This is a genomic window from Streptomyces sp. NPDC093149, assembly GCF_044754145.1.
Taxonomy (GTDB): domain Bacteria; phylum Actinomycetota; class Actinomycetes; order Streptomycetales; family Streptomycetaceae; genus Streptomyces.
The window spans coordinates 228989-249419 of sequence record NZ_JBIVON010000011.1 but is presented as its reverse complement, the minus strand read 5'-3'; the positions used below and the strand labels follow the sequence as shown (position 1 = coordinate 249419).

Annotated in this window: 12 protein-coding genes and 1 pseudogene; 10 read left to right on the top strand and 3 right to left on the bottom strand. The window is 72.0% G+C overall.

What is annotated here, in order from left to right:
- Positions 1 to 56: 56 nt before the first annotated feature.
- The 8 genes from ACIQCZ_RS30010 (at position 57) to ACIQCZ_RS29975 (ending at position 12980) form a co-directional block, all read left to right on the top strand.
- A complete protein-coding gene (locus ACIQCZ_RS30010; RefSeq protein WP_402286726.1) occupies positions 57 to 1379 on the top strand; it encodes an SLC13 family permease in 1323 nt (440 codons plus the stop codon).
- 132 nt (positions 1380 to 1511) lie between these two features.
- A complete protein-coding gene (locus tag ACIQCZ_RS30005; protein WP_402286611.1) occupies positions 1512 to 3638 on the top strand; it encodes a phosphocholine-specific phospholipase C in 2127 nt (708 codons plus the stop codon).
- A 163-nt stretch (positions 3639 to 3801) separates the two neighbouring features.
- A complete protein-coding gene (locus ACIQCZ_RS30000) occupies positions 3802 to 5265 on the top strand; it encodes a hypothetical protein (protein ID WP_402286610.1) in 1464 nt (487 codons plus the stop codon).
- Between the two features lie 302 nt (positions 5266 to 5567).
- Positions 5568 to 7814 carry an MMPL family transporter gene (locus ACIQCZ_RS29995; RefSeq protein WP_402286608.1) on the top strand — a complete coding sequence of 749 codons (2247 nt, stop codon included), beginning with the start codon at positions 5568 to 5570 and terminating at the stop codon, positions 7812 to 7814.
- Positions 7814 to 8368 carry a GNAT family N-acetyltransferase gene (locus tag ACIQCZ_RS29990; RefSeq protein WP_402286605.1) on the top strand — a complete coding sequence of 185 codons (555 nt, stop codon included), beginning with the start codon at positions 7814 to 7816 and terminating at the stop codon, positions 8366 to 8368. Before ACIQCZ_RS29995 ends, ACIQCZ_RS29990 begins: the two co-directional genes overlap by 1 nt.
- Before the next feature lie 79 nt (positions 8369 to 8447).
- Positions 8448 to 9230: a hypothetical protein gene (locus tag ACIQCZ_RS29985; protein ID WP_402286604.1), complete on the top strand. Its 783-nt coding sequence runs from the start codon at positions 8448 to 8450 to the stop codon at positions 9228 to 9230.
- Positions 9231 to 9565: 335 nt separating this feature from the next.
- Positions 9566 to 9751: a hypothetical protein gene (locus ACIQCZ_RS29980; RefSeq protein WP_402286602.1), complete on the top strand. Its 186-nt coding sequence runs from the start codon at positions 9566 to 9568 to the stop codon at positions 9749 to 9751.
- Between the two features lie 70 nt (positions 9752 to 9821).
- Complete coding sequence (locus ACIQCZ_RS29975; RefSeq protein WP_402286725.1) at positions 9822 to 12980, top strand: AAA family ATPase; 3159 nt, start codon at positions 9822 to 9824, stop codon at positions 12978 to 12980.
- A gap of 492 nt (positions 12981 to 13472) precedes the next feature.
- Here ACIQCZ_RS29975 and ACIQCZ_RS29970 read toward each other — a convergent pair.
- The 3 genes and pseudogenes from ACIQCZ_RS29970 to ACIQCZ_RS29960 form a co-directional block, all read right to left on the bottom strand.
- Positions 13473 to 13629: pseudogene (locus tag ACIQCZ_RS29970) on the bottom strand (DUF6191 domain-containing protein); the annotation flags it as partial.
- A gap of 31 nt (positions 13630 to 13660) precedes the next feature.
- A complete protein-coding gene (locus ACIQCZ_RS29965; protein ID WP_402286601.1) occupies positions 13661 to 14902 on the bottom strand; it encodes a PQQ-dependent sugar dehydrogenase in 1242 nt (413 codons plus the stop codon).
- A gap of 112 nt (positions 14903 to 15014) precedes the next feature.
- Positions 15015 to 16007: an aldo/keto reductase gene (locus ACIQCZ_RS29960; protein WP_402286599.1), complete on the bottom strand. Its 993-nt coding sequence runs from the start codon at positions 16005 to 16007 to the stop codon at positions 15015 to 15017.
- A gap of 171 nt (positions 16008 to 16178) precedes the next feature.
- On the opposite strand from ACIQCZ_RS29960, the gene ACIQCZ_RS29955 reads away from it, so the two are divergent.
- A complete protein-coding gene (locus tag ACIQCZ_RS29955; RefSeq protein WP_402286598.1) occupies positions 16179 to 17129 on the top strand; it encodes a 2-hydroxyacid dehydrogenase in 951 nt (316 codons plus the stop codon).
- Between the two features lie 407 nt (positions 17130 to 17536).
- Positions 17537 to 20374 (top strand): putative bifunctional diguanylate cyclase/phosphodiesterase, encoded by a 2838-nt coding sequence (locus ACIQCZ_RS29950; protein ID WP_402286595.1) that lies wholly within the window; start codon positions 17537 to 17539, stop codon positions 20372 to 20374.
- Positions 20375 to 20431: the final 57 nt, after the last annotated feature.

Below are 20431 nucleotides of genomic sequence, written 5' to 3'. Positions count from 1 at the left end.
CCCCTGCGCGGGCGGTTTCCGCACGTCCCCGAAGGGGCGGTGCATCCATGGGACGGATGCGCCGCCCCTTCACCCGTCCAGAGAGTCCCCGGTCACCCGTCCAGAGAGTTCCCGGTCCGCTGAACACCGTCACTGCCGAGATCGTCTCCGTCGTGCTCCTGCTCGGCGTACTGGCCTTCGCCGTCGTACGCCCCCGGGGGCTGCCGGAGGCGACCGTCGCCGTACCCGCGGCCATGCTCGTGACCGCGGCCGGTGCGGTCCCCTGGTCCCGGGCCCGCGATCAGGTGGACAGCCTGCTGCCGGTCGTCGGCTTCCTCGCGGCGATCCTGGTGCTGGCCCAGCTCTGTGCGGACGAGGGGCTGTTCACGGCCGCCGGTGACCTGGTCGCACGGGCCTGCGGTGGCCGGACCGGCCCTCTGCTCGGCGGCGTCTTCGTCGTCGCCTCGGTGATCACCGCCGTGCTCAGCCTCGATGCGACGGTGGTTCTGCTGACCCCCGTCGTCCTCGCCACCGCGGCCCGCGTCGGCGCCCGGCCCCGCCCGTACGTCTACGCCTGTGCGCACCTGGCCAACTCGGCGTCCCTGCTGCTGCCGGTCTCCAATCTCACCAACCTCCTGGCGTTCACCGCGAGCGGCCTCTCCTTCACCCGCTTCGCCGCGCTGATGGCCCTGCCGTGGCTGGCCGCCATCGCCGTCGAGTACGTCGTCTTCCGCCGGGTCTTCGCGGCCGACCTGGCAGCCGGCGCGTATCCGCCGAAGCCGCAGGAGGAGCGTCCCGGCGCCCCCGTCTTCACACTCGTCGTCCTCGCCCTGACCCTGGGCGGCTTCGTCGTCACCTCGTTCGCGGGCGTGGAACCGCTGTGGGCAGCGCTGGCCGGTGCCGGGGTGCTGGCGGTCCGTGCGCTGGTGCGGCGCGAGACCACGGTGAAGGGCCTCGTCCGCTCCGCCAACCCGCTGTTCTGCCTGTTCGTGCTGGCGCTGGGCGTCGTGGTCGAGGCCGTGGTCGACAACGGCCTCGGTACCGGCGTCGAGACCTTCCTGCCGGACGGCTCGTCACTTCCCGCCCTGCTGGCGGTGGCCGCGGTGGCGGCCGTGCTCGCCAACCTGATCAACAACCTGCCCGCGATCCTCGCCCTGCTCCCCGTCGTCGCGGCGGCCGGTCCCGGACCGGTCCTCGCCGCACTGATCGGGGTGAACCTCGGCCCGAACCTCACCTACGTCGGCTCGCTCGCCACCCTGCTCTGGCGCCGCATCCTGCACAGCCACGGTGCCGCGCCCGACCTCGGCCACTTCACCCGGCTCGGGCTGCTGACCGTGCCGGCGACACTGGGCGTGTCGACCCTCGCGCTGTGGGGCGCTCTGCGGCTGATCGGGGCGTGATCCGTCCCGGAGCGCGGTTGGACTTTCCCGGCCGACCTGTTGGACGTTCACCACGGGGCCGTACGAAATCCTTCCCGGCGCCACCTGGCTTGATTAGTTTCCGGGCTGTACGACCGGACTCGGGAGGCTCACTTGACCACGGACATTTCACGGCGGCGACTTTTCGCGCTCGGCGGCGGTGCGCTCGGCGTCGCGGCGGCGGGGTCGCTGCTGCCGCCGTCGCTGCAGGCAGCGATGGCCGCGCAGCCGGCGCACTCGGCGGGGTCCGGTGGCGGCGACGGGCTCGGGGCCGTCAAGCACGTGGTGATCCTGATGCAGGAGAATCGTTCCTTCGATCATTACTTCGGGACGCTCCGGGGCGTACGCGGCTTCGGCGACCGCAACGCCGTCGAGCTTCCCTCCGGCAGGCCGGTCTTCGAGCAGCCCGCCGCGGCGGGCACGTCCGTGCTGCCGTTCCCGGTGCGCGACGCCGCCGAGACGCAGAAGAAGGACCTCCAGTACATCGGCGCGCTCGACCACTCCTGGAGCGGTGGCGGCAAGGCATGGGCCGGGGGCTGGATGAACGGCTGGGTGACCGCGAAGACGGCCGCCACCATGGCGTACTACGACCGCCGTGACATCCCGCTGCACTACGAACTGGCCGACACCTTCACGGTCTGCGACGCCTACCACTCCTCCATCCACACCTCGACCAGCCCCAACCGCAACCACCTGTGGAGCGGGAAGACGGGCAACGAGGCGAACGGCAAGCGGGCCGTCGGGAACGACGCGTACGACGAGGGCACGCACCCCGGCTACGGCTGGGGCACGTACGCGGAGCGGCTGGAGAAGGCCGGGCACAGCTGGCGTACGTACACCGAGTGGGAGAACTTCACCGACAACCAGATCGAGTTCTTCGCCACCTTCAAGGCGATCGCCCGCAAGGCACTCGCGAAGACCGGCGGCCATACGTACATGGAGTCGTTCTACTCCGCTATACGGGACGCCGGTGCCGCGGAGCGGGAGCGGCTGTTCGGTCTGCTCGAAGAGGGTGTCGCCACCCTGGACAAGGCCGAACGCAGCCTCTTCGAGCGGGCGTTGCGCCGGGTGGAGACCGGAACGCTGGCCGATGAGTTCGCCAAGGACGTGGCGGCGGGCACGCTGCCCGAGGTGTCCTATCTGGTGCCGTCGGCCGTCGACTCCGAGCACCCGAGCGTCTCCTCGCCGATCCACAGCGCGACGATCGTCTACAAGGTCCTGGACGCGCTGGGCAAGCACCCCGACGTGTGGCGCCACACCGTCGTCCTCATCAACTACGACGAGAACGACGGCTTCTTCGACCACGTGCCGCCGCCGGTCGCACCGCCCGAGGTCACCGAGGAGCAGTGGGAGGGCAAGCCCACCGGTCTCGGGGTGCGGGTGCCGCTGCTCGTCGTGTCGCCGTGGACCGTCGGCGGCTACGTCTGCTCCGAGGTCTTCGACCACACTTCCGTGATCCGCTTCCTGGAACGCTGGACCGGGGTGAAGGAGCCGAACATCAGTGACTGGCGGCGCACCGTCACCGGTGATCTGACCTCCGCCTTCGACTTCACGCGCGGGCGTCGCCGGCCGGAGGTGGAACAGCCGGGCGCCATCCCGCCGTTCAGCGGACGCTGGGCGCCGAAGCCGCCGCTCGTGCAGCAGATGCCCGTACAGGAGCCCGGGGCGCGCCCGGCCCGTGCGCTGCCGTACCAGCCGGACGCCCAGGCGAAGCTGGTGGACGGGGCGGTGCGGGTGGCCCTCAGCAACACGGGTCGCTCGTCCGCACACTTCGCGCTGTACCCGTACGCGGGGGAGTTCCCCGTTCCGCAGCACCGGGACGTGACGGGCACCGCGCAGTGGACGGTGCCGATCAACGGTGCGGCGTACCGGTTCACGGTGACGGGACCGAACGGCTTCCGGCGCGAGTTCGCCGGGTCCGGGAAGGACGGCGTCTCCGCCGGGGCCGAGGTCGCCTCGCGGATCGACGCGCACGAGCGGGACCTGCACCTCACCCTGCGCAACACGGGACGGACCACGCTCACCTTCACCGTACGGCCGCTCGGATACGTCGAAGAGGCGGATCTGCGGGACTGGACCAGGACGGTCAAGGTCAAGCCCGGCCGCAGCCGTACGGTGGTGCACTCGGCGGCCGACGCGCACGGCTGGTACGACCTGGCCGTCACCGTCGACGGGGACGACGCCTTCCGCCGCAGGCTGATGGGGCACATCGAGAACGGCCGGGTGAGCGTCTCCGGCTGACGACTGACGACTGACGGCTGACGGCTGACGGCTGACGGCTGACGGCTGACGGCTGACGGCTGACGGGGGAGGCGGACCGGCAGGTCCGGTCGGCGGACCCTTGTGCGTACGGGAGTTCGACGCGCGACGGAACCGCCGGAGCGCGGGCCGCGTTTCCCCGATCATGAGTGAACTGATCGAGAAATGGGCCGGGGTCGCGCCGGACGCCGCTCCCGAGGAGGCGGACCCCGTCGTTCTGGAGTGCGCCCGCCTGCTCACCGCCGAACCGGGCGGTGAGCAGGCGGTCCTGCTCACCCTCGGTCTGGTGAACATGGCGCCCTACGTCCTCGGACGGCGCGGCGCTCCCGTCGAGCGGGCCGTGGTGGACGCGCTCGCCGCCGCGGCGAAGGCCCTGGACGCGCGGTTCCCGGGGGCCGACGGCTGCGGGCACACGGCTCACCCGTACACCGGGACCCTGGAGAGGTGGGACACGGACGCGAGCGCGCTGCGCGACGCGCCGGACGTCCGGGTTCCGCTCGCCCCGGACGGGGCCGAGACCTGCCCCCGCAACGCCGCCGGCTGGGCGCGGACAGCCGCCGATGTGATCCTGCCGGGCAGTGCGGAGGGCATTCCCGACATCGTCCCGGAGGACCACCGCAGCAGCATCAGCAGCCTGGGGAGCGTGCTCAACGACTATCCGAACGGCGATCCGTTCTGGGACCTGGACGTCCATGCCGTGCCGCCCGCCACCCTCTCGCGGGCCGCTCTCGCCGGCTATGTCGTCGTCGTCCACGCCAACTGCTGGTACGCGGCGTCGGGCCGGATCAGGCAGCGGTCGCTGCTCGACGACATGATCGAGGGCCTGGAGTCCGTACTGCCGTTGCTGCCGGACACGGCATGCGCGCACGGCGACGGCGAGCACCCGGCGATGGACTCCGGCAGCGACCAGCAGGCCGCCGAGGGCATCCACCTGCAGAGCCCCGGCGGCCGGGCGCTCCTGCGCGAGGAGCACGAGGACGGATACGGCGCCTCGCTGGAGGCATGGACCTGCACCACCTTCCTGCGCGCTCTCGCCGTCGAGGCCCGTGACCATCTGCGCGGCGCGGTCGACGCCCTCTTCGGCACCAGGGAGACGGCCCATGTGGACGCGGTGTACCTGCGCCCCGACGGCCGCCTCGACATCGGACCGCTGAGCGAGCGCCATGTCCCGTTCAAGGACGAGAACGCCTCCGCGGAAGCGGCGCTCTGGGCGGCCAGGCGGTACGAGGAGCTCGGCCCCGGCGGACCCGCGCTCGACCGGTCCGTCCTGCTGCTCCTGATGGGAACGGCGGCCGAGTCCCTGGAACTGCCGTACGGGATGGCCCGGGAGATCCTCGACGTCCTGCGTACCGCTGTCGCCACCCCGCCCGGCGAGGTGTGCGCCCACGACGACGGCCACGCGCCCCGGTACGAGCGCGCCGCCGACCGCATGGCCCGCGTCGCGCACCTCTACGCCCCCGACATCTGTCCCGCCCCCGACCCGGCCTCCGACAGCGGGCGGCTGACCTGCCCGGCCCACCTGGCGGAGGTCGTGGCGAGGGGCGTGGCGGAGATCGAGGAGCGGTTCGAGGCGGAACTGGAGGCGGAGGAGGAGCGGCTGACCGGCTGAGAGCCTGTCGGATGAGCCGGTCGCAGGGGTGGGGCCGATACGGCGGTGCATGACGAGTTCGTGGCGGGTCCCTACGCCGTCGCGCGTCCGGAGGCCACGGTCCCCGAAGGTCGTCGTGCGTCCGGAGGTCGTGACGAGCCGGGAATCCGCGGTGTGTCCCGAAGCCATTGTGAGTATGGCCACGAAAGGGGCAAATGATCACCATCGGCTGCCAGAGTGGCAGTTCTCAGGTCATGTGTTCTTTGCGGACAATTCATGTTTTGTTCCGCTGATGAGCCACGAACCCTCAGGGAGCACGTCCGTTGGCTGCCATTGCCCGCTGGTGCATCAGGCACCGCCTCGTCGCCGTTCTCATCTGGCTCCTCGCCCTCGGCGGTGCGGCCACCGCGGCGGGCTTCGCGGGTTCCGCGTACTCCAACGACTACGAGGCGCCCGGTACGGAGTCCGGCCGGGCCGCCGAGCTCCTCAAGAACGGCTTCACGGACCTCGGCGGTGACACCGACACCATCGTCTGGCACACCACCGACTCCACCGTGCGGGCCGCCGATGTCCGCCAGGCGATGACCCGGACCCTGCATGAGGTCGAGGCACTGCCCGGCGTCGGAGCCGTCACCGGGCCGTACGGGGAGTCCGGAGCCGGGCAGATCAGCGAGGACGGACACACCGCCTACGCCACGGTCACCTTCGACCACCAGTCCGAAGACATTCCGGTGCAGCAGGCGCAGGCAGTCGTCGACACCGCGAAGGCGGCCGCGGGCGACCATCTCCAGGTGGAACTGGGCGGCTCGGCCGTGGCCCTCACCGAGGCGCCTTCCGTCCACTTCAGCGAGGTCATCGGGGTCGTCGTCGCGGCGGTCGTGCTGTTCCTGGCCTTCGGCTCGCTCGCCGCCAGCATCCTGCCCATCGCCACCGCCCTCGTCTCCGTCGGAACGGCGTACGCGGGCATCGTGCTGCTCGGTCATGTGATGACCGTCGCCGACTTCGCACCCATGCTGGGCATGCTGATAGGGCTCGGCGTGGGTATCGACTACGCGCTGTTCATCGTCACCCGGCATCGCACCGGGCTGCGCAGAGGCATGACGGTCACCGAGGCGGCGCGGAACGCCGTCGCGACGACCGGGCGGGCCGTCGTCTTCGCCGGAGCCACCGTCTGCGTCGCGCTGCTCGGCATGCTGATTCTGCGGCTCGGCTTCCTCAACGGTGTGGCGGTCGCCGCCTCGCTCACCGTCGTCCTGACCGTGGCCGCCTCCGTGACCCTGCTGCCCGCCCTGCTGTCCTTCATCGGCATGCGGGCGTTGAGCCGGCGCGAGCGCAGACAACTCGCCGAACGCGGGCCGCAGCCCGAACTGCCCACCGGCTTCGCCGCCCGCTGGTCCGCCTTCGTCGAACGCCACCCCAAGCTGCTCGGGGCGTTCGCCGCCGTGGTGATGCTGGTCCTGGCGCTGCCCACGTTCTCCCTGCATCTGGGCACCTCCGACCAGGGCAACAACCCCTCGTCGTCGACCACCCGGCAGGCGTACGACCTGCTGGCCGACGGATTCGGTCCCGGGGTCAACGGCCCGTTGACGATCGCCGCGAAGCTCGACGGCGCGGACGACCGGCTCGCGATGGACGGCCTGCCGGCCACGCTGCGGGCCACCCACGGGGTGGCCTCGGTCGGCCCGGTCACGTACAACGCCGACGGCGGTACGGCCTTCGTCACCGTCGTACCGAAGTCGTCTCCGCAGTCGCAGGAGACCAGCGCGCTCGTCGACCGGCTGCGTACGAACGTTCTCCCACGGGCCGAGGCGAACACCTCGCTCCAGGCCCATGTGGGCGGGGTGACGGCCAGCTACGACGACTTCGCCCGGATCATCATCGGCAAACTCCCGCTCTTCGTCGGTGTCGTCATAGGGCTCGGCTGTCTGCTCCTGCTGCTGGCCTTCCGGTCGATCGGTATCCCGCTGAAGGCCGCCGCGATGAACGTGGCCGCCGTCGCCTCCTCGTTCGGAGTCGTCGTCGCGATCTTCCAGTGGGGATGGGGGAGCGAGCTGCTGGGACTGGGCAGTTCCGGTCCCATCGAGCCGTTCCTCCCGGTGATCATGGTGTCCGTGCTCTTCGGGCTCTCCATGGACTACCAGGTGTTCCTGGTGGGGCGGATGTACGAGGAGTGGCTGGAGACCGGCGACAACAGACGGGCGGTCCGGGTCGGTCTCGCCGAGACCAGCCGCGTGATCAACTCCGCGGCCGTGATCATGATTTCGGTCTTCCTCGCGTTCGTCCTCAGCGGGGACCGGGTCATCGCCATGTTCGGCATCGCGCTGGCCGCGGCCGTGGCCCTCGACGCCTTCGTTCTCCGCACCCTGCTGGTTCCCGCGCTCATGCATCTGCTGGGCGGCGCGAACTGGTGGCTGCCGGGCTGGCTGGACCGGCGGCTGCCGCGGATCAGCATCGAGTCCCCCGACTGCCGCGCGCCGCGTGCGAAGATCCCGCAGACGGCACAACCGGTGGACCCGGTGGACGCGGCGCAGTCGGCGCACGCGGCGGAAGCGGTTCGAGAAGGAGCATGATGTTTGCGATATCCCTGGGCGACGACGGAACCGAACTGCGGCCGTTGGAGATCTGGCAGGCGGAGGAGTTCCTCGCCCACGTGGACCGGGCCCGCGAGCTCGTCGACCCCTGGATCCCCTTCGCCTCCTACGCCACCGACCTGGACTCGGCGCGTGCCCTGCTCCGGCGGTACGCGGAGAAGCAGGCGGCCGACACGGGACGGCTCTACGGCATCTGGCTGGACGGCACCCTCGTCGGCGGCGTCCTTTTCCGGGTCTTCGACACGGAGTCCGGGAACTGCGAGGTCGGCTGCTGGCTGGAATCGGCGGCGGAGGGGCGCGGGCTGATCACCCGGGCGGCACGGAAGCTGATCGACTGGGCGGTGTTCGAGCGCGGCATGCACCGCGTGGAGTGGCACGCGTCCGCCGCGAACACCCGCAGCATCGCCGTGGCCGAGCGGCTCGGCATGAAGCGGGACGGGGTCATACGCGAGAGCTACCTGTACCGCGGCGAGCGGCACGACACGGAGATCTGGTCCGTGCTGGCACCGGAGTGGCGGGCACGGAACGCCTGAGGGCGGCCGGAGGGATCGCGACGGGCCGAGGGCGGCCGGGGGGCGGGCGTTAAGAGGGTTCTCATCCGGGCCGCCTACCGTGCGGGACATGAACCCCAGGACTCCCACCAACCCCACTGACCTCACCACCCCCGCAGGCCCCGCCGCTTCCGACGCCGAGAGGACGGGTGCCGAGCAGACCGCCCCCGAGGGCACGGTGCACAGCCTCGACAAGGGAGCGGCCGAAACCGGGGGAGAGCGCGCGGTGGCCGCCGGAGACACGGCGGCGGGCGCCGCCCCGGAGCCCGCGCAGGATCTCGGCCCGGACGCCGGACCCGGGGAATCAGGACCCACGGGCGTCGACCGCAAGGACTCGGGCCTCAAGGACCCGGGCCTCACGGAATCCGAGTCCGAGAACTCCGAGTCCACGGACTCCGAGATCGAGGACTCCCGGTTCGAGGACTCCGACAAGGGTCCGTCCGGTCTCGGCCCGGCCGCCTCGGCCGTGGCCGCCGCCGGTCTCGGCGTCGTCGCGCTCAGCGGGTCCTGGACCGGCAAGATCGCCGCCGAGCGCGAGACCCTCATCGGGCAGATCAAGACCTCGACCGGCAGTTCCGCGGCCCAGCAGATCTCCGAGATCTACGGCGACGCCTGGCACGCCACGGCGCTGGTCAACGGCCTCTTCGCGCTGCTCGCCGTGCTGGTCGGCGTCTTCGCCCTGGTACGCCCGGCCTTCGGCGCGCCCTCCCCGCACCCGCAGCCCGGCTGGGTGCGGGCCGTGGCGACCGCCGGCATCGCGCTCGGCGTCCTCGGTGTGGTGCTCTCCATCGGTATGTACTTCGACCTCATCGTGTCCCTGCCGACCGCGGGCATCAGCAAGTGAGTACGCACCGCCCCGGACCCTGAGGTCTTTTGTTCGGATCAGGCCGGGCTCGCATGCCCGATCGCTGATCCGGCCTGGTCCGAACGGAAGGCCCTGAGAGCCCGTCGGGTGACCGCGCCCGCCCGGTCGGAGGTCCCCCGGCAGGCTCTAAGGCATCGAGCCGGTCTGCCCCGCGCCGTATGCGGCGGTGTCCGCACCCGGCTAAGGCCCCCCGGCCGCGGAAGATGCGGAACTCGCCCGATGTGGCGACACCCCCTTGCGGACGAGAGTGGGAGCACGGCAGAGGCACTGCCGTCCCCAGGCCCGAACGGGCCGTCGTCCTCAGGGAGAAGCACATGTACACGTTCGAACTGCACCAGGTGAAAGTGGCCGAAATGCTGCGCCGGGCCGAGCAGGAGCGGCTGGCCGGGGAGGCACGCCGCGCTCGCCGGGCGGCTCGCCGGACCGCCTGTGATGCCGTGCACAAGGAGGCGGAGGGGCCGGTGAGTACGGACAGGGACCGGTTCGCCCACGCCGCGTAGCGGCCGTGTGACGGCCGTCGTCATGTCGGACGAACCGATTCCGTTGCCCGGACCGTCGGACCCGTGTGCGATGCTCGGCGACGTGGAGACCAGGTCCGTCAGTCCGGTGTTCGTCGGCCGCGCAGGTGAATTCGCCTCGCTCGTCGACGCGCTCACCCGCGCCGGCGCCGGGGGCACCGGCCGGGCCGACCACCCCGGCGGCGAGCCGCAGGCGCTGCTCGTCGGGGGCGAGGCGGGGGTCGGGAAGACCCGGCTGGTCGAGGAGTTCCTCGCGGCGGCGGTGCGCCGCGAGGCCGTCGTCGCCGTCGGCGGCTGTGTCGAGATCGGCGCCGACGGTCTGCCCTACGCCCCGTTCTCCACGGCCCTGCGCGCCCTGCGCGGTACCCTGCCCGACGAGATGGCCGCGGCCTGCGCCGGGCAGGAGGGCGAACTCGCCCGGCTGCTCCCCGAACTCGGCGAGGCCGACCGGGACGCGACCGACGAGCACAGCACCGCCCGACTCTTCGAACTCACCGCCAGACTCCTGGAACGCATCTCCGCGCAGCGCGCGGTCGTCCTCGTCCTGGAGGACCTGCACTGGGCCGATGCCTCCACCCGGCATCTCCTGGCCTACCTCTTCCGCACCGTGCGCAGCGGGCGCCTCGTCGTGATCGGCACCTACCGCACCGACGACATCCACCGCCGTCACCCCCTGCGCCCCCTCATCGCCGAACTGGACCGGCTCCGTACCGTCCGCCGCATCGAACTCGCCCGTTTCAACCGCGCCGAGGTCTGCCGCCAGCTCACCGGCATCCTCGCCGCCACCCCCGAGGCCGCCCTCGTGGACGAGATCTTCGAACGCTCCGACGGCAACGCCTTCTTCGTCGAGGAACTCGCCTGCAGTCTGGAGAGCGGCGACCGCTCCCGGCTCTCCGACTCACTGCGCGACCTCCTGCTCGTCCGCGTCGAAGCGCTCCCCGAGGACGCGCAGAAGATCGCCCGGATCGTGGCCGAGGGCGGTTCCGCCGTCGAGTACGAACTGCTGGCCGCGGTCGCAGGCCTGGGCGAGGACGAGCTCATCGGGGCGCTGCGGGCGGCCGTCGGCGCCAACCTGCTGCTCACCACCCCGGAGGGCAACGGCTACCGCTTCCGGCACTCCCTGGTCCGCGAGGCCGTCAGTGACGATCTGCTGCCCGGCGAGCGTTCCCGGCTCAACCGCCGGTACGCGGAAGCGCTGGAGCTCGATCCCGCACTGGTCCGCGCCGGTGAACGCGCCACCCGGCTCGCCAGCTACTGGTACGGCGCGCACGACGCGGCCAAGGCCCTGCCCGCCGTACTGAAGGCCTCGGTCGAGGCCCGCCGCCGCTACGCCTTCTCCGAGCAACTCCGTCTGCTGGAAAGGGCGATGGAGCTGTGGGACGACGCTCCCGACAGCGTGCGCCGCACCCTGCGCCCCATCGACTACGCGGAGAGCTACCCGGCCTGCGGCTGCGACCCCGAGGCCACCCCGCTGCGCTATCTCGACCTGATGGCCGAGGCCACCGTCGCCGCCTGGTTCGGCGGCGAACGCGAACGCGCCCTGGCCATCGCCAAGAAGGCCATGCGCGTTCTCGACGGCGAGGACGACCCGCTGCGCGCGGCCTGGTTCTGGGTCCAGCGCTCCCGGCTGATGCAGGACCTCACCCGTGGTGACGGATGGCAGGAGCTGGCCAACGCCCAGGAGCTGGTCCGGGGCCTGCCCCCGTCCGTCGTCCACGCCGACGTCCTGATGAGCGTGGCGGGCTGGGGCGCCCTGCACCGGCCGGGCGCCGAGACGCTGCGCGCCGTCGACCGTGCTGTGGAGTACGCCCGACTCGTCGGCGACGAGTACATCGAACTGCACGCCAGACTGACCCGTGGCTGGCTCACCGCCGACGCGGGTGGTGTCGACGAGGGCATCGCCGAGATGTACGCGGTCCGCGACCGCGCCGACGAACTGCACCTGGTCGGCATCATGAGCCGGGCCGGCATCAACCTCCCCTCCACCCTCGAAGCCCTGGGGCGCTCCCTGGAAGCCGTGGCGGCCGCCGACCACGGCATCGAGATCAGCCGCAGCCACGGCATCGTCGACATGGAGGCATGGGTCCGCTGCAACCAGGCGACCTCGCTCTTCTCCCTCGGCCACTGGGACGAGAGCCGGGCCACCACCGACGCGGCGGCCCGCGCCGCCCAGTCCAGCAAGGCGCAGGGGTTCGTCGCCGCACGCCGTACCGAACTGGCCCTCGCCCGGGGTGACCTGGCCGAGGCGGAGATCCAACTCGCCCTGACCCGGCGCTGTTTCGGATCACGTGACCCGCAGCCCCAGCTCCTCATCTCCCCCGTGCGCCATGCCATGGCCCTCGCCGTGCAACAGGGCAGGCTTTCCGAGGCGCGGGCCGCGTTCGAGGCCCAGGCGAAGGAGGGCTTCCCGCCCGGCACCCAGCGCTATGCGCTGCCGCTGCTCCATGTCGCCGCCGCCGCCGAGGCCGACGCCCGGGGTCTGCCCGCCGCCGAACCCGGCCGTCCCGCGATCCTCGCGAGCATCCGGACCCACCTGAAGCGGCTGCCGATGCTCATCCCCCTCTGGGCCGCCTACGGTCTGCTGGTCGACGCCGAACTGGCCAGGGCCGAGGGCCTCGACACCCCCGACCACTGGTCGCGCGCCGCCGCCGCCTTCGCCCCTCTGCGACGCCCGTACGAGCTGGCCCAGATCCGTCACCGCTGGGCCGAAGCGCTCCTCATCGCCTCCGGCGACCGGTCCGCGGTCACCACGCTGCTGCGCGAAGCCCACCGGACCGCCCGGCGGCTCGACGCACGCCCGCTGACCGAGGCCATCGAGCTGCTGGCCGGCCGGGCCCGTGTCACGCTCACCCCGCCCGACCGGACCCCGGCATCCGGCACGGCGCACGAGATGCCCGCCGCCGTCACCGTCCCTGCCCGGGACGGCGGCTCCGACGAGGCCGTGGGCCGCGAGCAGACCGAGGACCACCTGCGCGAGGCGGCCGCGGCGGCGGTGGAGTCCTTCGGGCTGACACGACGCGAACAGGATGTGCACCGACTGGTCGCCGCCGGTCACACCAACCGCAGAATCGCCGAGGAGCTCTACATATCGCCCAAGACCGCGAGCGTGCACGTCTCGAACATCCTCGCCAAGCTCGGCGTCGCCAGCCGCGGCGAAGCGGCCGCGCTGGCCCACCGGCTGCGCCTGTACCCGCCGGGGAGCGCCTCCTGACCCCGGGGGAGTGCCTCCCGGTCCCGGAACGGCCCCGGGCCGCCCGGCCCGATTCCCCGGTCAGGGCGCCGCGCCCCGGCCGCCCGGACCGTCCTCCTGCGGCGATGCACCCGGACCGGCCGGCCCTCTGCGACCGCGCGTCCGGAAGGACCCTCTACCGCGTGCCCGGAAGGACCCTCTACCGCGTGCCCGGAACGGCCCGCGGAGCGCTTGAGGCATCGGGCCCGGACGCCCCGTCCGGAGCGCGCGCGGCGCGGTCCCGGCCGGATGGCGTCCCACCACCGGCCCCGGAACCACCGCCGGTGCCGGGGCCCCTGTCGGCACCGGCACCGGCCTCGGGGCCTTCGTCCCCGGTGGAAGTGTCCTCCGCACCGACGTCGCCGCCGGTGCCGGGACCCCCGTCGGTACCGGAGCCCCCGCCGACACCGGAGCGCTCGTCCTCGCCCGGAGCGCCGTCCGCACCGCCGCCGGGCCCCCTGTCGGCACCGGTACCGGAGGCCCTGACGACCACCTTTCCGGAGGCCAGGTCTATCGGCCCGCGCCCCGGGTCGCCGACGCCGAGGTCCACCCGGGTCAGCTCCAGGCGCTTCTGCTCCTCGGCGGCATGCCTGCGGCCCGGCGCGAAGAGTTCCTCGAAGAAGTTGAACACCGGTCGCACGCCCTTTCACCTGCTGTAGCCGCTACCGCACCTCCAGCACCAGGATCCTGTCGTCTCCCGGCTTCGGGGTGCCACGGGTGTCCGTATTGCTCGTGACGAGCCAGAGCCTGTCGCCGCCCGCGGCGAGCACGGTGCGCAGACGGCCGTACTTCCCCTTCAGGAACGCTTCCGGGGCCGCCAGGGGTTCCCCGTTCGCCTTGCCGGACAACGGAATCCGCCAGAGCCGCTCACCGCGCAGGGCCGCCATCCAGATGGAGCCCCCGGCGAACGCGATCCCGCTCGGAGACGCCTCGGACGGCTTCCACTGTGCCACGGGATCGATGAAACCCTTCTTCCCCGCCTTGCCCTCGACCTCCGGCCAGCCGTAGTTCCCACCCGGCACGATGCGGTTCAGCTCGTCCCAGGTGTCCTGCCCGAATTCGGACGCCCACAACTGCTTGTGCCCGTCCCAGGCCAGCCCCTCCACATTGCGGTGTCCGTACGAATACACCACGGAGTCGGCCTCCGGATTGCCGTGCAGCGGCAGACCGTCGGGGGTCATCCGCAGGATCTTGCCGGCCAGCGACTTCTTGTCCTGCGCGAGCTCGCGGTCCCCCGTCTCCCCGGTGCCCGCGTACAGCATGTGGTCCGGGCCGAAGGCGATCCGCCCGCCGTTGTGGATCGAGCCCTTCGGGATGCCCCGCAGGATCGTGTCCGGGGCGCCCAGCAGCCGGCCCGGCGTGGTGCCGTTCTCGTCGTACTGCATGCGTGCGATGCGGTTGTCGGACGCGGTCGTGAAGTACGCGTACACCAGATGGTCCGAACCGTACGTGGGGGAGACCGCGATGCCCAGCAGCCCACCCTCGCCGCCGGGCGACACCCCGGGCACGGCGCCCAGCAGCGTCTTCTTCCCGTTCTTCGCGTCGATCCGGGTGATCGTTCCCTTGTCGCGCGAGGAGACCAGCAGATCGCCGCCGGGCAGTTCGGCCAGCCCCCACGGCGAGTCGAGACCCTCGGTGAGCGTGGAGACCACCTTCACCGAGCCCTTCGCGGGCGGCAGGTCGGCCGACGGGGACGGGTCGGCCGACGCGCCCGAGGCGGACGGCGAGGGGCGGGACGCCGACGGCATGCCTCCGCCGCCCGCCGGACCGCCCACGCCGTTGCCCGGGGAGCACCCCGCGGCCAGCACCAGCGTGCCCGCCGCCAACGCGGCCACCGCCCCCCGGCGCCCGCCCCGGCGACGCCCCACGGGGCCCCGTGCAGATCCGAACAGAACACCGCGCACAGCATCGATCCCTTCGACGGCCAGCCGACTACTGTTCTTACACCGCGGCCCCGCCCCGGGTTCCCGTGCGCGCCGAGTTTCTCCACGGGCGATCACGAAGACGGTCCGCCGATCAGTCCCAAGACCCCCGCGCCGCGGGCAGCCGGGCGATCTCCGTCAGATCCTGCGCGGTCAGTGTCAGCCCGGACGCCCCCGCGTTCTCCACCGCCCAGTGCTCCCGCTTGGTCCCGGGCACCGGCACCACGTGCGACCCCTGCCGCAGCACCCAGGCGAGTGCCACCTGCGCGGCAGTCGCCCCGTGGCGCTCGGCGATCCGCCGCAGGCCGACCACCACCGGCTGGTTCGCCGCCATCATCTCGGCCGTGAACCGCGGATGCCTGGCCCGCAGGTCCTCCGGCTCGAAGCCCTGCCCAGGGGTCAGTGTCCCCGTCAGATAGCCGTTCCCCAGCGGCATCGCCGCCAGCAGCCCCACGCCCCGTGCCGAGCACCACGGAAGCAGCGACTCCAGCGCCTCCGGAGACCAGACCGAGAGTTCGGCCTGCACCGCGCTCACCGGGAATACCTGCTGCACCCGATCCAGCTGACGGATCGTTTCGTCATACATGCGGGCACCCGGCCGGCGCGAGGCCCGCGCCCCGACGGCACAGAGCCCGAGCGCCCGCACCTTGCCGGCGGTCACCAGCTCCGCCATCGCGCCCCAGGTCTCCTCCACCGGCACCTCGGGATCGGCCCGGTGCAACTGGTACAGATCGATCACATCGGTCTGGAGCCGCCGCAGCGAGGCGTCGCAGGCCCGCCGCACATAGCCGGGGCGGCCGTTGGCGACGATGTGCTGATCACCCACCAGCAGCCCGCACTTGGTGGAGACGAAGGCCTCGGACCTGCGGCCCTTCAACGCCCGGCCCACCAGCAGCTCATTGGTGAAGGGGCCGTACATGTCGGCCGTGTCGAGCAGTTGCACCCCCGCGTCGAGCGCGGCGTGCACCGTTCGCAACGCACGGTCACCGCGCTGTTGCGAGGCGCTGTACGCCCAGCTCATCGGCATACAGCCAAGACCGACCGCACCCACGGCGAGCGCCGCCGCCCCGAGACTCCTGCGCTCCAACTCCCCGAACCTTTCCTAGGTCCCGCCGTCGCGGGACCACAACGCACCCCCAACGTAGCCTCTGCCGACCGCGACCCCGCGCGCAGCCTCCCGACGACAACGCCGGAGGCGAAGTCGCATGACGCCGGGAGCCCGCTCGCTGTCGTGCACCAGGCCGTTAGCCTCCTGACCATGACTTCGAAGAAGATCCCCGACGTATGGCTGCCTCTTCCCGCCGATGAGGTCGAAGGACTCCCCGACGGTTTCGACTACCGGTTCTGGGACGGCGAGCCGGACTACCCCGCCGACCCGGCCGACTGCGCGTTCTACGTGGTGCCGTACATGAAGGGTTCCGAGATCGCGGTCCGTCCGCTCGCCGACATGACACGGGTCCGGGTCGTGCAGACGCTCACCGCGGGCATCGACCATGTCGAGCCGGGCCTCGGCCTGCTGCCGGCCGGGGTGCGGCTGTGCAATGCCAAGGGGGTCCACGAGGCGTCGACCGCGGAGCTCGCGCTCGCCCTGATCCTCGCCTCCCTGCGCGGCGTCCCCGGGTTCGTCGACGGCCAGGCCAAGGAGGAGTGGCGGGCCGGCTTCTACCCCGCCCTCGCCGACAAGTCCGTACTGATCGTGGGATACGGATCGATCGGCGCCGCCATCGAGGACAGGCTCGCGCCCTTCGAGTGTGCGCGGGTGGTGCGCGTCGCGCGCTCCGCACGGGCGACAGCACGCGGCCCCGTACACGCACTCGACGATCTGCCCGCACTCCTGCCCGGGGCCGACGTCGTCGTGCTGTCCACGCCGTTGAACCCGTCCACACAAGGGCTGGTGGACGCGGAGTTCCTCGCCGCGATGCCGGACGGGGCGCTGCTCGTGAACGTCGCACGGGGCGGTGTCGTCGACACCGGGGCGCTGCTCCTCGAACTCGGATCCGGGCGGCTGCGCGCCGCCCTGGACGTCACCGACCCCGAACCCCTGCCCGCCGGCCACCCCCTCTGGCATGCTCCGAACGTCCTGATCACTCCGCACGTGGGCGGCAGTTCCTCGGCGTTCCTGCCGCGCGCCAAGCGTCTGGTGGCCGAGCAGCTGAATCGATTCGCCTCGGGCGAGCTGGTGCGGAACGTCGTACGCGTCGTGGAATGACCACGCTGTGAGTCCGTATGGATGCGTACAGTGTCGACAATGCCCCTCGTCGTCACTGAGCGTAGATAACCTATGTCCCTGCGTGACTAGTCTGGTGTATCGTCCCGAAAGGGGCGCTGCGCCGAGGAGGGGACGGCGCCGGGGAGGACGCAACACACGAGGGGGCGACGGGCGATGTACGGCCGATGGGCGAACGATCCGGTACCGCGGAGCGGTCGACGGCGACCGGGGTGTGCTCCGGTTCTCCCGTCGTCCGCCCGCGCGGCGGGTGTCGCGGCGTCCCGTGCGGCGGGCCGCCCGCGTACCGCGGGCGTCCGGACGGGACCGGTGGCGCGGCGGGCGCGGGTGCCGGGTGTCGTGACGTGGACGGCGGATCCGGAGCGGGCCCCGGCATGGGGTGCGCCCCGATGAGCGCGCCGGCCGGAGCGCTCGGGGCGTTCCTCTCCCGGCGGTCGGCCGTCGACGGCGCGTCCGCACTGGTTCCGCAGGTCCTGCTCGGCCTCGTCTGCGGCGGATACGCGGTGGGGTCCGCCCTCGGCTGGGGCTCCTCGGAACTGGCACTCTTCATGGGGGACTTCGGCCTCAGCGTCGCCGCGCTGATCGCGGCCGTCTCCTGCTTTCTCTACGCGCGGTCCGCCGGCGGCCGGTTCCGGCCCGCCTGGCTGCTGTTCTCGATCTCCTCGTTCATGGCCGCCGGGGGCAACGCGGTCTGGGGCTGGTACGAGGTGGTGCTCGGGCGTTCGGTGCCCAGCCCCTCCCTCGCCGATGTCTTCTTCCTCTGCTTCGCCCCTCCCGCCATCGTCGGGCTGCTCGTCCTCGCCAAACGCCCCGTCACCCGGGCCGGCTGGGTGTGTCTCGCCCTGGACTCCTGGCTGATCGGCGGCTCGCTGCTCACGCTCTCCTGGAGCCTCGCCCTCGCCCATACCGCCCATCTCGTGGACGCCGAGGGGGCGAGCGTGGCCCGCGCGGCGCTCTCGCTGGCCTACCCGCTGCTCGACATCGTGCTGGTCTCCATGGTGCTGGCCCTGCACTTCCGGCGGTCCAACGCCAACCGCTCCGCGGTGAACACCGCGATCGTCGCCCTCGCCCTGACGGTCCTGTGCGACGCCCTGTTCACCTCTCCGCTGCTGCGCCAGAGCTATCACTCCGGCCAGCTGCTGGACGCAGGCTGGTTCGGCGGTTCCCTGCTCCTCGCGTACGCGCCCTGGGGCGCCCGCAGCGCGACGGACGACGCTCTCCCGCCGCGCGACGCGCCCCGCCCGACCAGCCGCCCCATCGCGGGATCGCTGGCCGCGCTGACGCCGTATCTCGCCGCCGCCGTCTGCACCCTCGGCATTCTCTACAACGTCATCGAGGGCCGCCGAGTGGACCGCGTCGTGGTCTTCACCGGCTGCACGGTGGTGCTCGCCCTGGTCGTCCGGCAGGGCATCATGCTCGTCGACAACATCGCCCTCACCCAGGAACTGGCGCAGAAGGAGAACCACTTCCGCTCCCTGGTGCAGGGGTCCAGCGACGTCATCATGATCGCCGCCCCGACCGGCGTCCTGCGGTACGTGAGCCCCGCCGCCGCCGGGGTGTACGGGCGTGACGCCGACGACCTGGTCGGCGCCGAACTCGCCTCGATCATCCACCCCGAGGACCTGGGACGAGTGGTCCACGAGGTGCGCCGGTTCCTCGCCGCCCCTCCGGGCGAGGAACCCGCCACCCGGATCGAGTGCCGCTTCAGATCCGGTACGGGGGACTGGCTCAACGTCGAATCCACGGTTAACCGCCACCAGGGCGGGCTGATCCTCAACAGCCGCGATGTCACCGAACGGGTGCGGCTGCAGGCGCAGTTGCAGCACAACGCCGAGCACGACCCGCTCACCGACCTGCCCAACCGAGCCCTGTTCACCCAGCGGGTCCGCCAGGCCCTCGGCGGCCGTCGCTCCGGCGACCCCGGCACCGCCGTGCTCTTCATCGACCTCGACGGCTTCAAGGCGGTCAACGACCGCCTCGGCCACCAGGCGGGCGACGAACTCCTCATCCAGGCCGCCCGCCGCCTCCACGAGTCCGTGCGGGCCGGTGACACCGCGGCCCGCCTCGGCGGGGACGAATTCGCGGCCATCATCCTCGGCGACGGCACCCGTGACCAGTCCGCCCGGGAATGCCAGGTCCACGAGATCGCCGACCGGCTGCGCCTCACCCTCTCCCAGCCGTACCGCATCAGCGCCGGTGAGGTCCGGGTCGCCGCGTCCATCGGGGTGGCCTTCGCCGAACCCGGCATCACCCCCAGCGACCTCATGCGCAACGCCGACCTCGCCATGTACCGCGCCAAGGCGGGCGGCAAGGACCGCGTCGAGCTGTACGCCCCGCAGATGCAGGCCGAAGTCGTCCGCCGCTCCGAGCTGGCGGCCCGGCTGCGCACCGCCCTGCGCGACGGCGAGTTCGCCCTGCTCCATCAGCCCGTGGTGCATCTCGCCAGTGGCACCGTCGTCGCCGTCGCCGCACAGGCCCGCTGGCGTTCGGCGCAGGGGATCCTGTTCACCCCGGCCGAATTCCTCCGCGTCGCCGAGGACAGCGACCGCACCGCCGAGCTCGGCCGCTGGCTCCTCGAAGAGGCCGTCGAGCAGGCCGCCGACCGGGCCAGGGCCGGGCACCCGGTCTCCGTCGCCGTGCGGCTCTCCGCCCGCAGGCTCCTCGACAAGGGGATGCCGTTCGGTTCCATCGAGGCGCTGCTCACCCGGCACAGCCTGCCCTCCGGTGCCCTGATGATCGAGGTGTCCGACAGCGACCCCCGGATCCCCTTCGACGAACTCGAACAGCGCCTCGTCGCGCTCCGCCGGCTCGGCGTCCGTATCGCGCTCGACGGCTTCGGCAGCGGTTACGCGGCGATCAACGCCCTGCGCCGGCTCCCCATCGACGTACTGAAGCTGGATCGCGGTCTCGTCGAGGGAGTCGTGGAATCCGCCCGACTGCACAAGATCACCAGCGGCCTCCTGCGCATCGCCTGCGACCTCGGCATGCAGTCCGTGGCCGACGGGGTCGACGTACCGGAGCAGGTCCTCGCGCTGCGTGCCATGGGCTGTACGCACGGCCAGGGAATGGCCTTCTCCGGGCCGCTCGACGAGTACCGGCTGCGCCGTGCCCTGGCCCGGGGCGAGTTCCCGGTGCCCGGCAGCGCCACCGCCCAGCCGGTGCTGGCCGGTGGCTCGATCCCCCTTCTCAGCGGCTCACATTCTGAGACGCCCGTCCCACCCACTTGACACGCCGCGTGCGTCGGAGAGAGGGTCATTGCCATGCGCACCCGAATTCTCGTACTT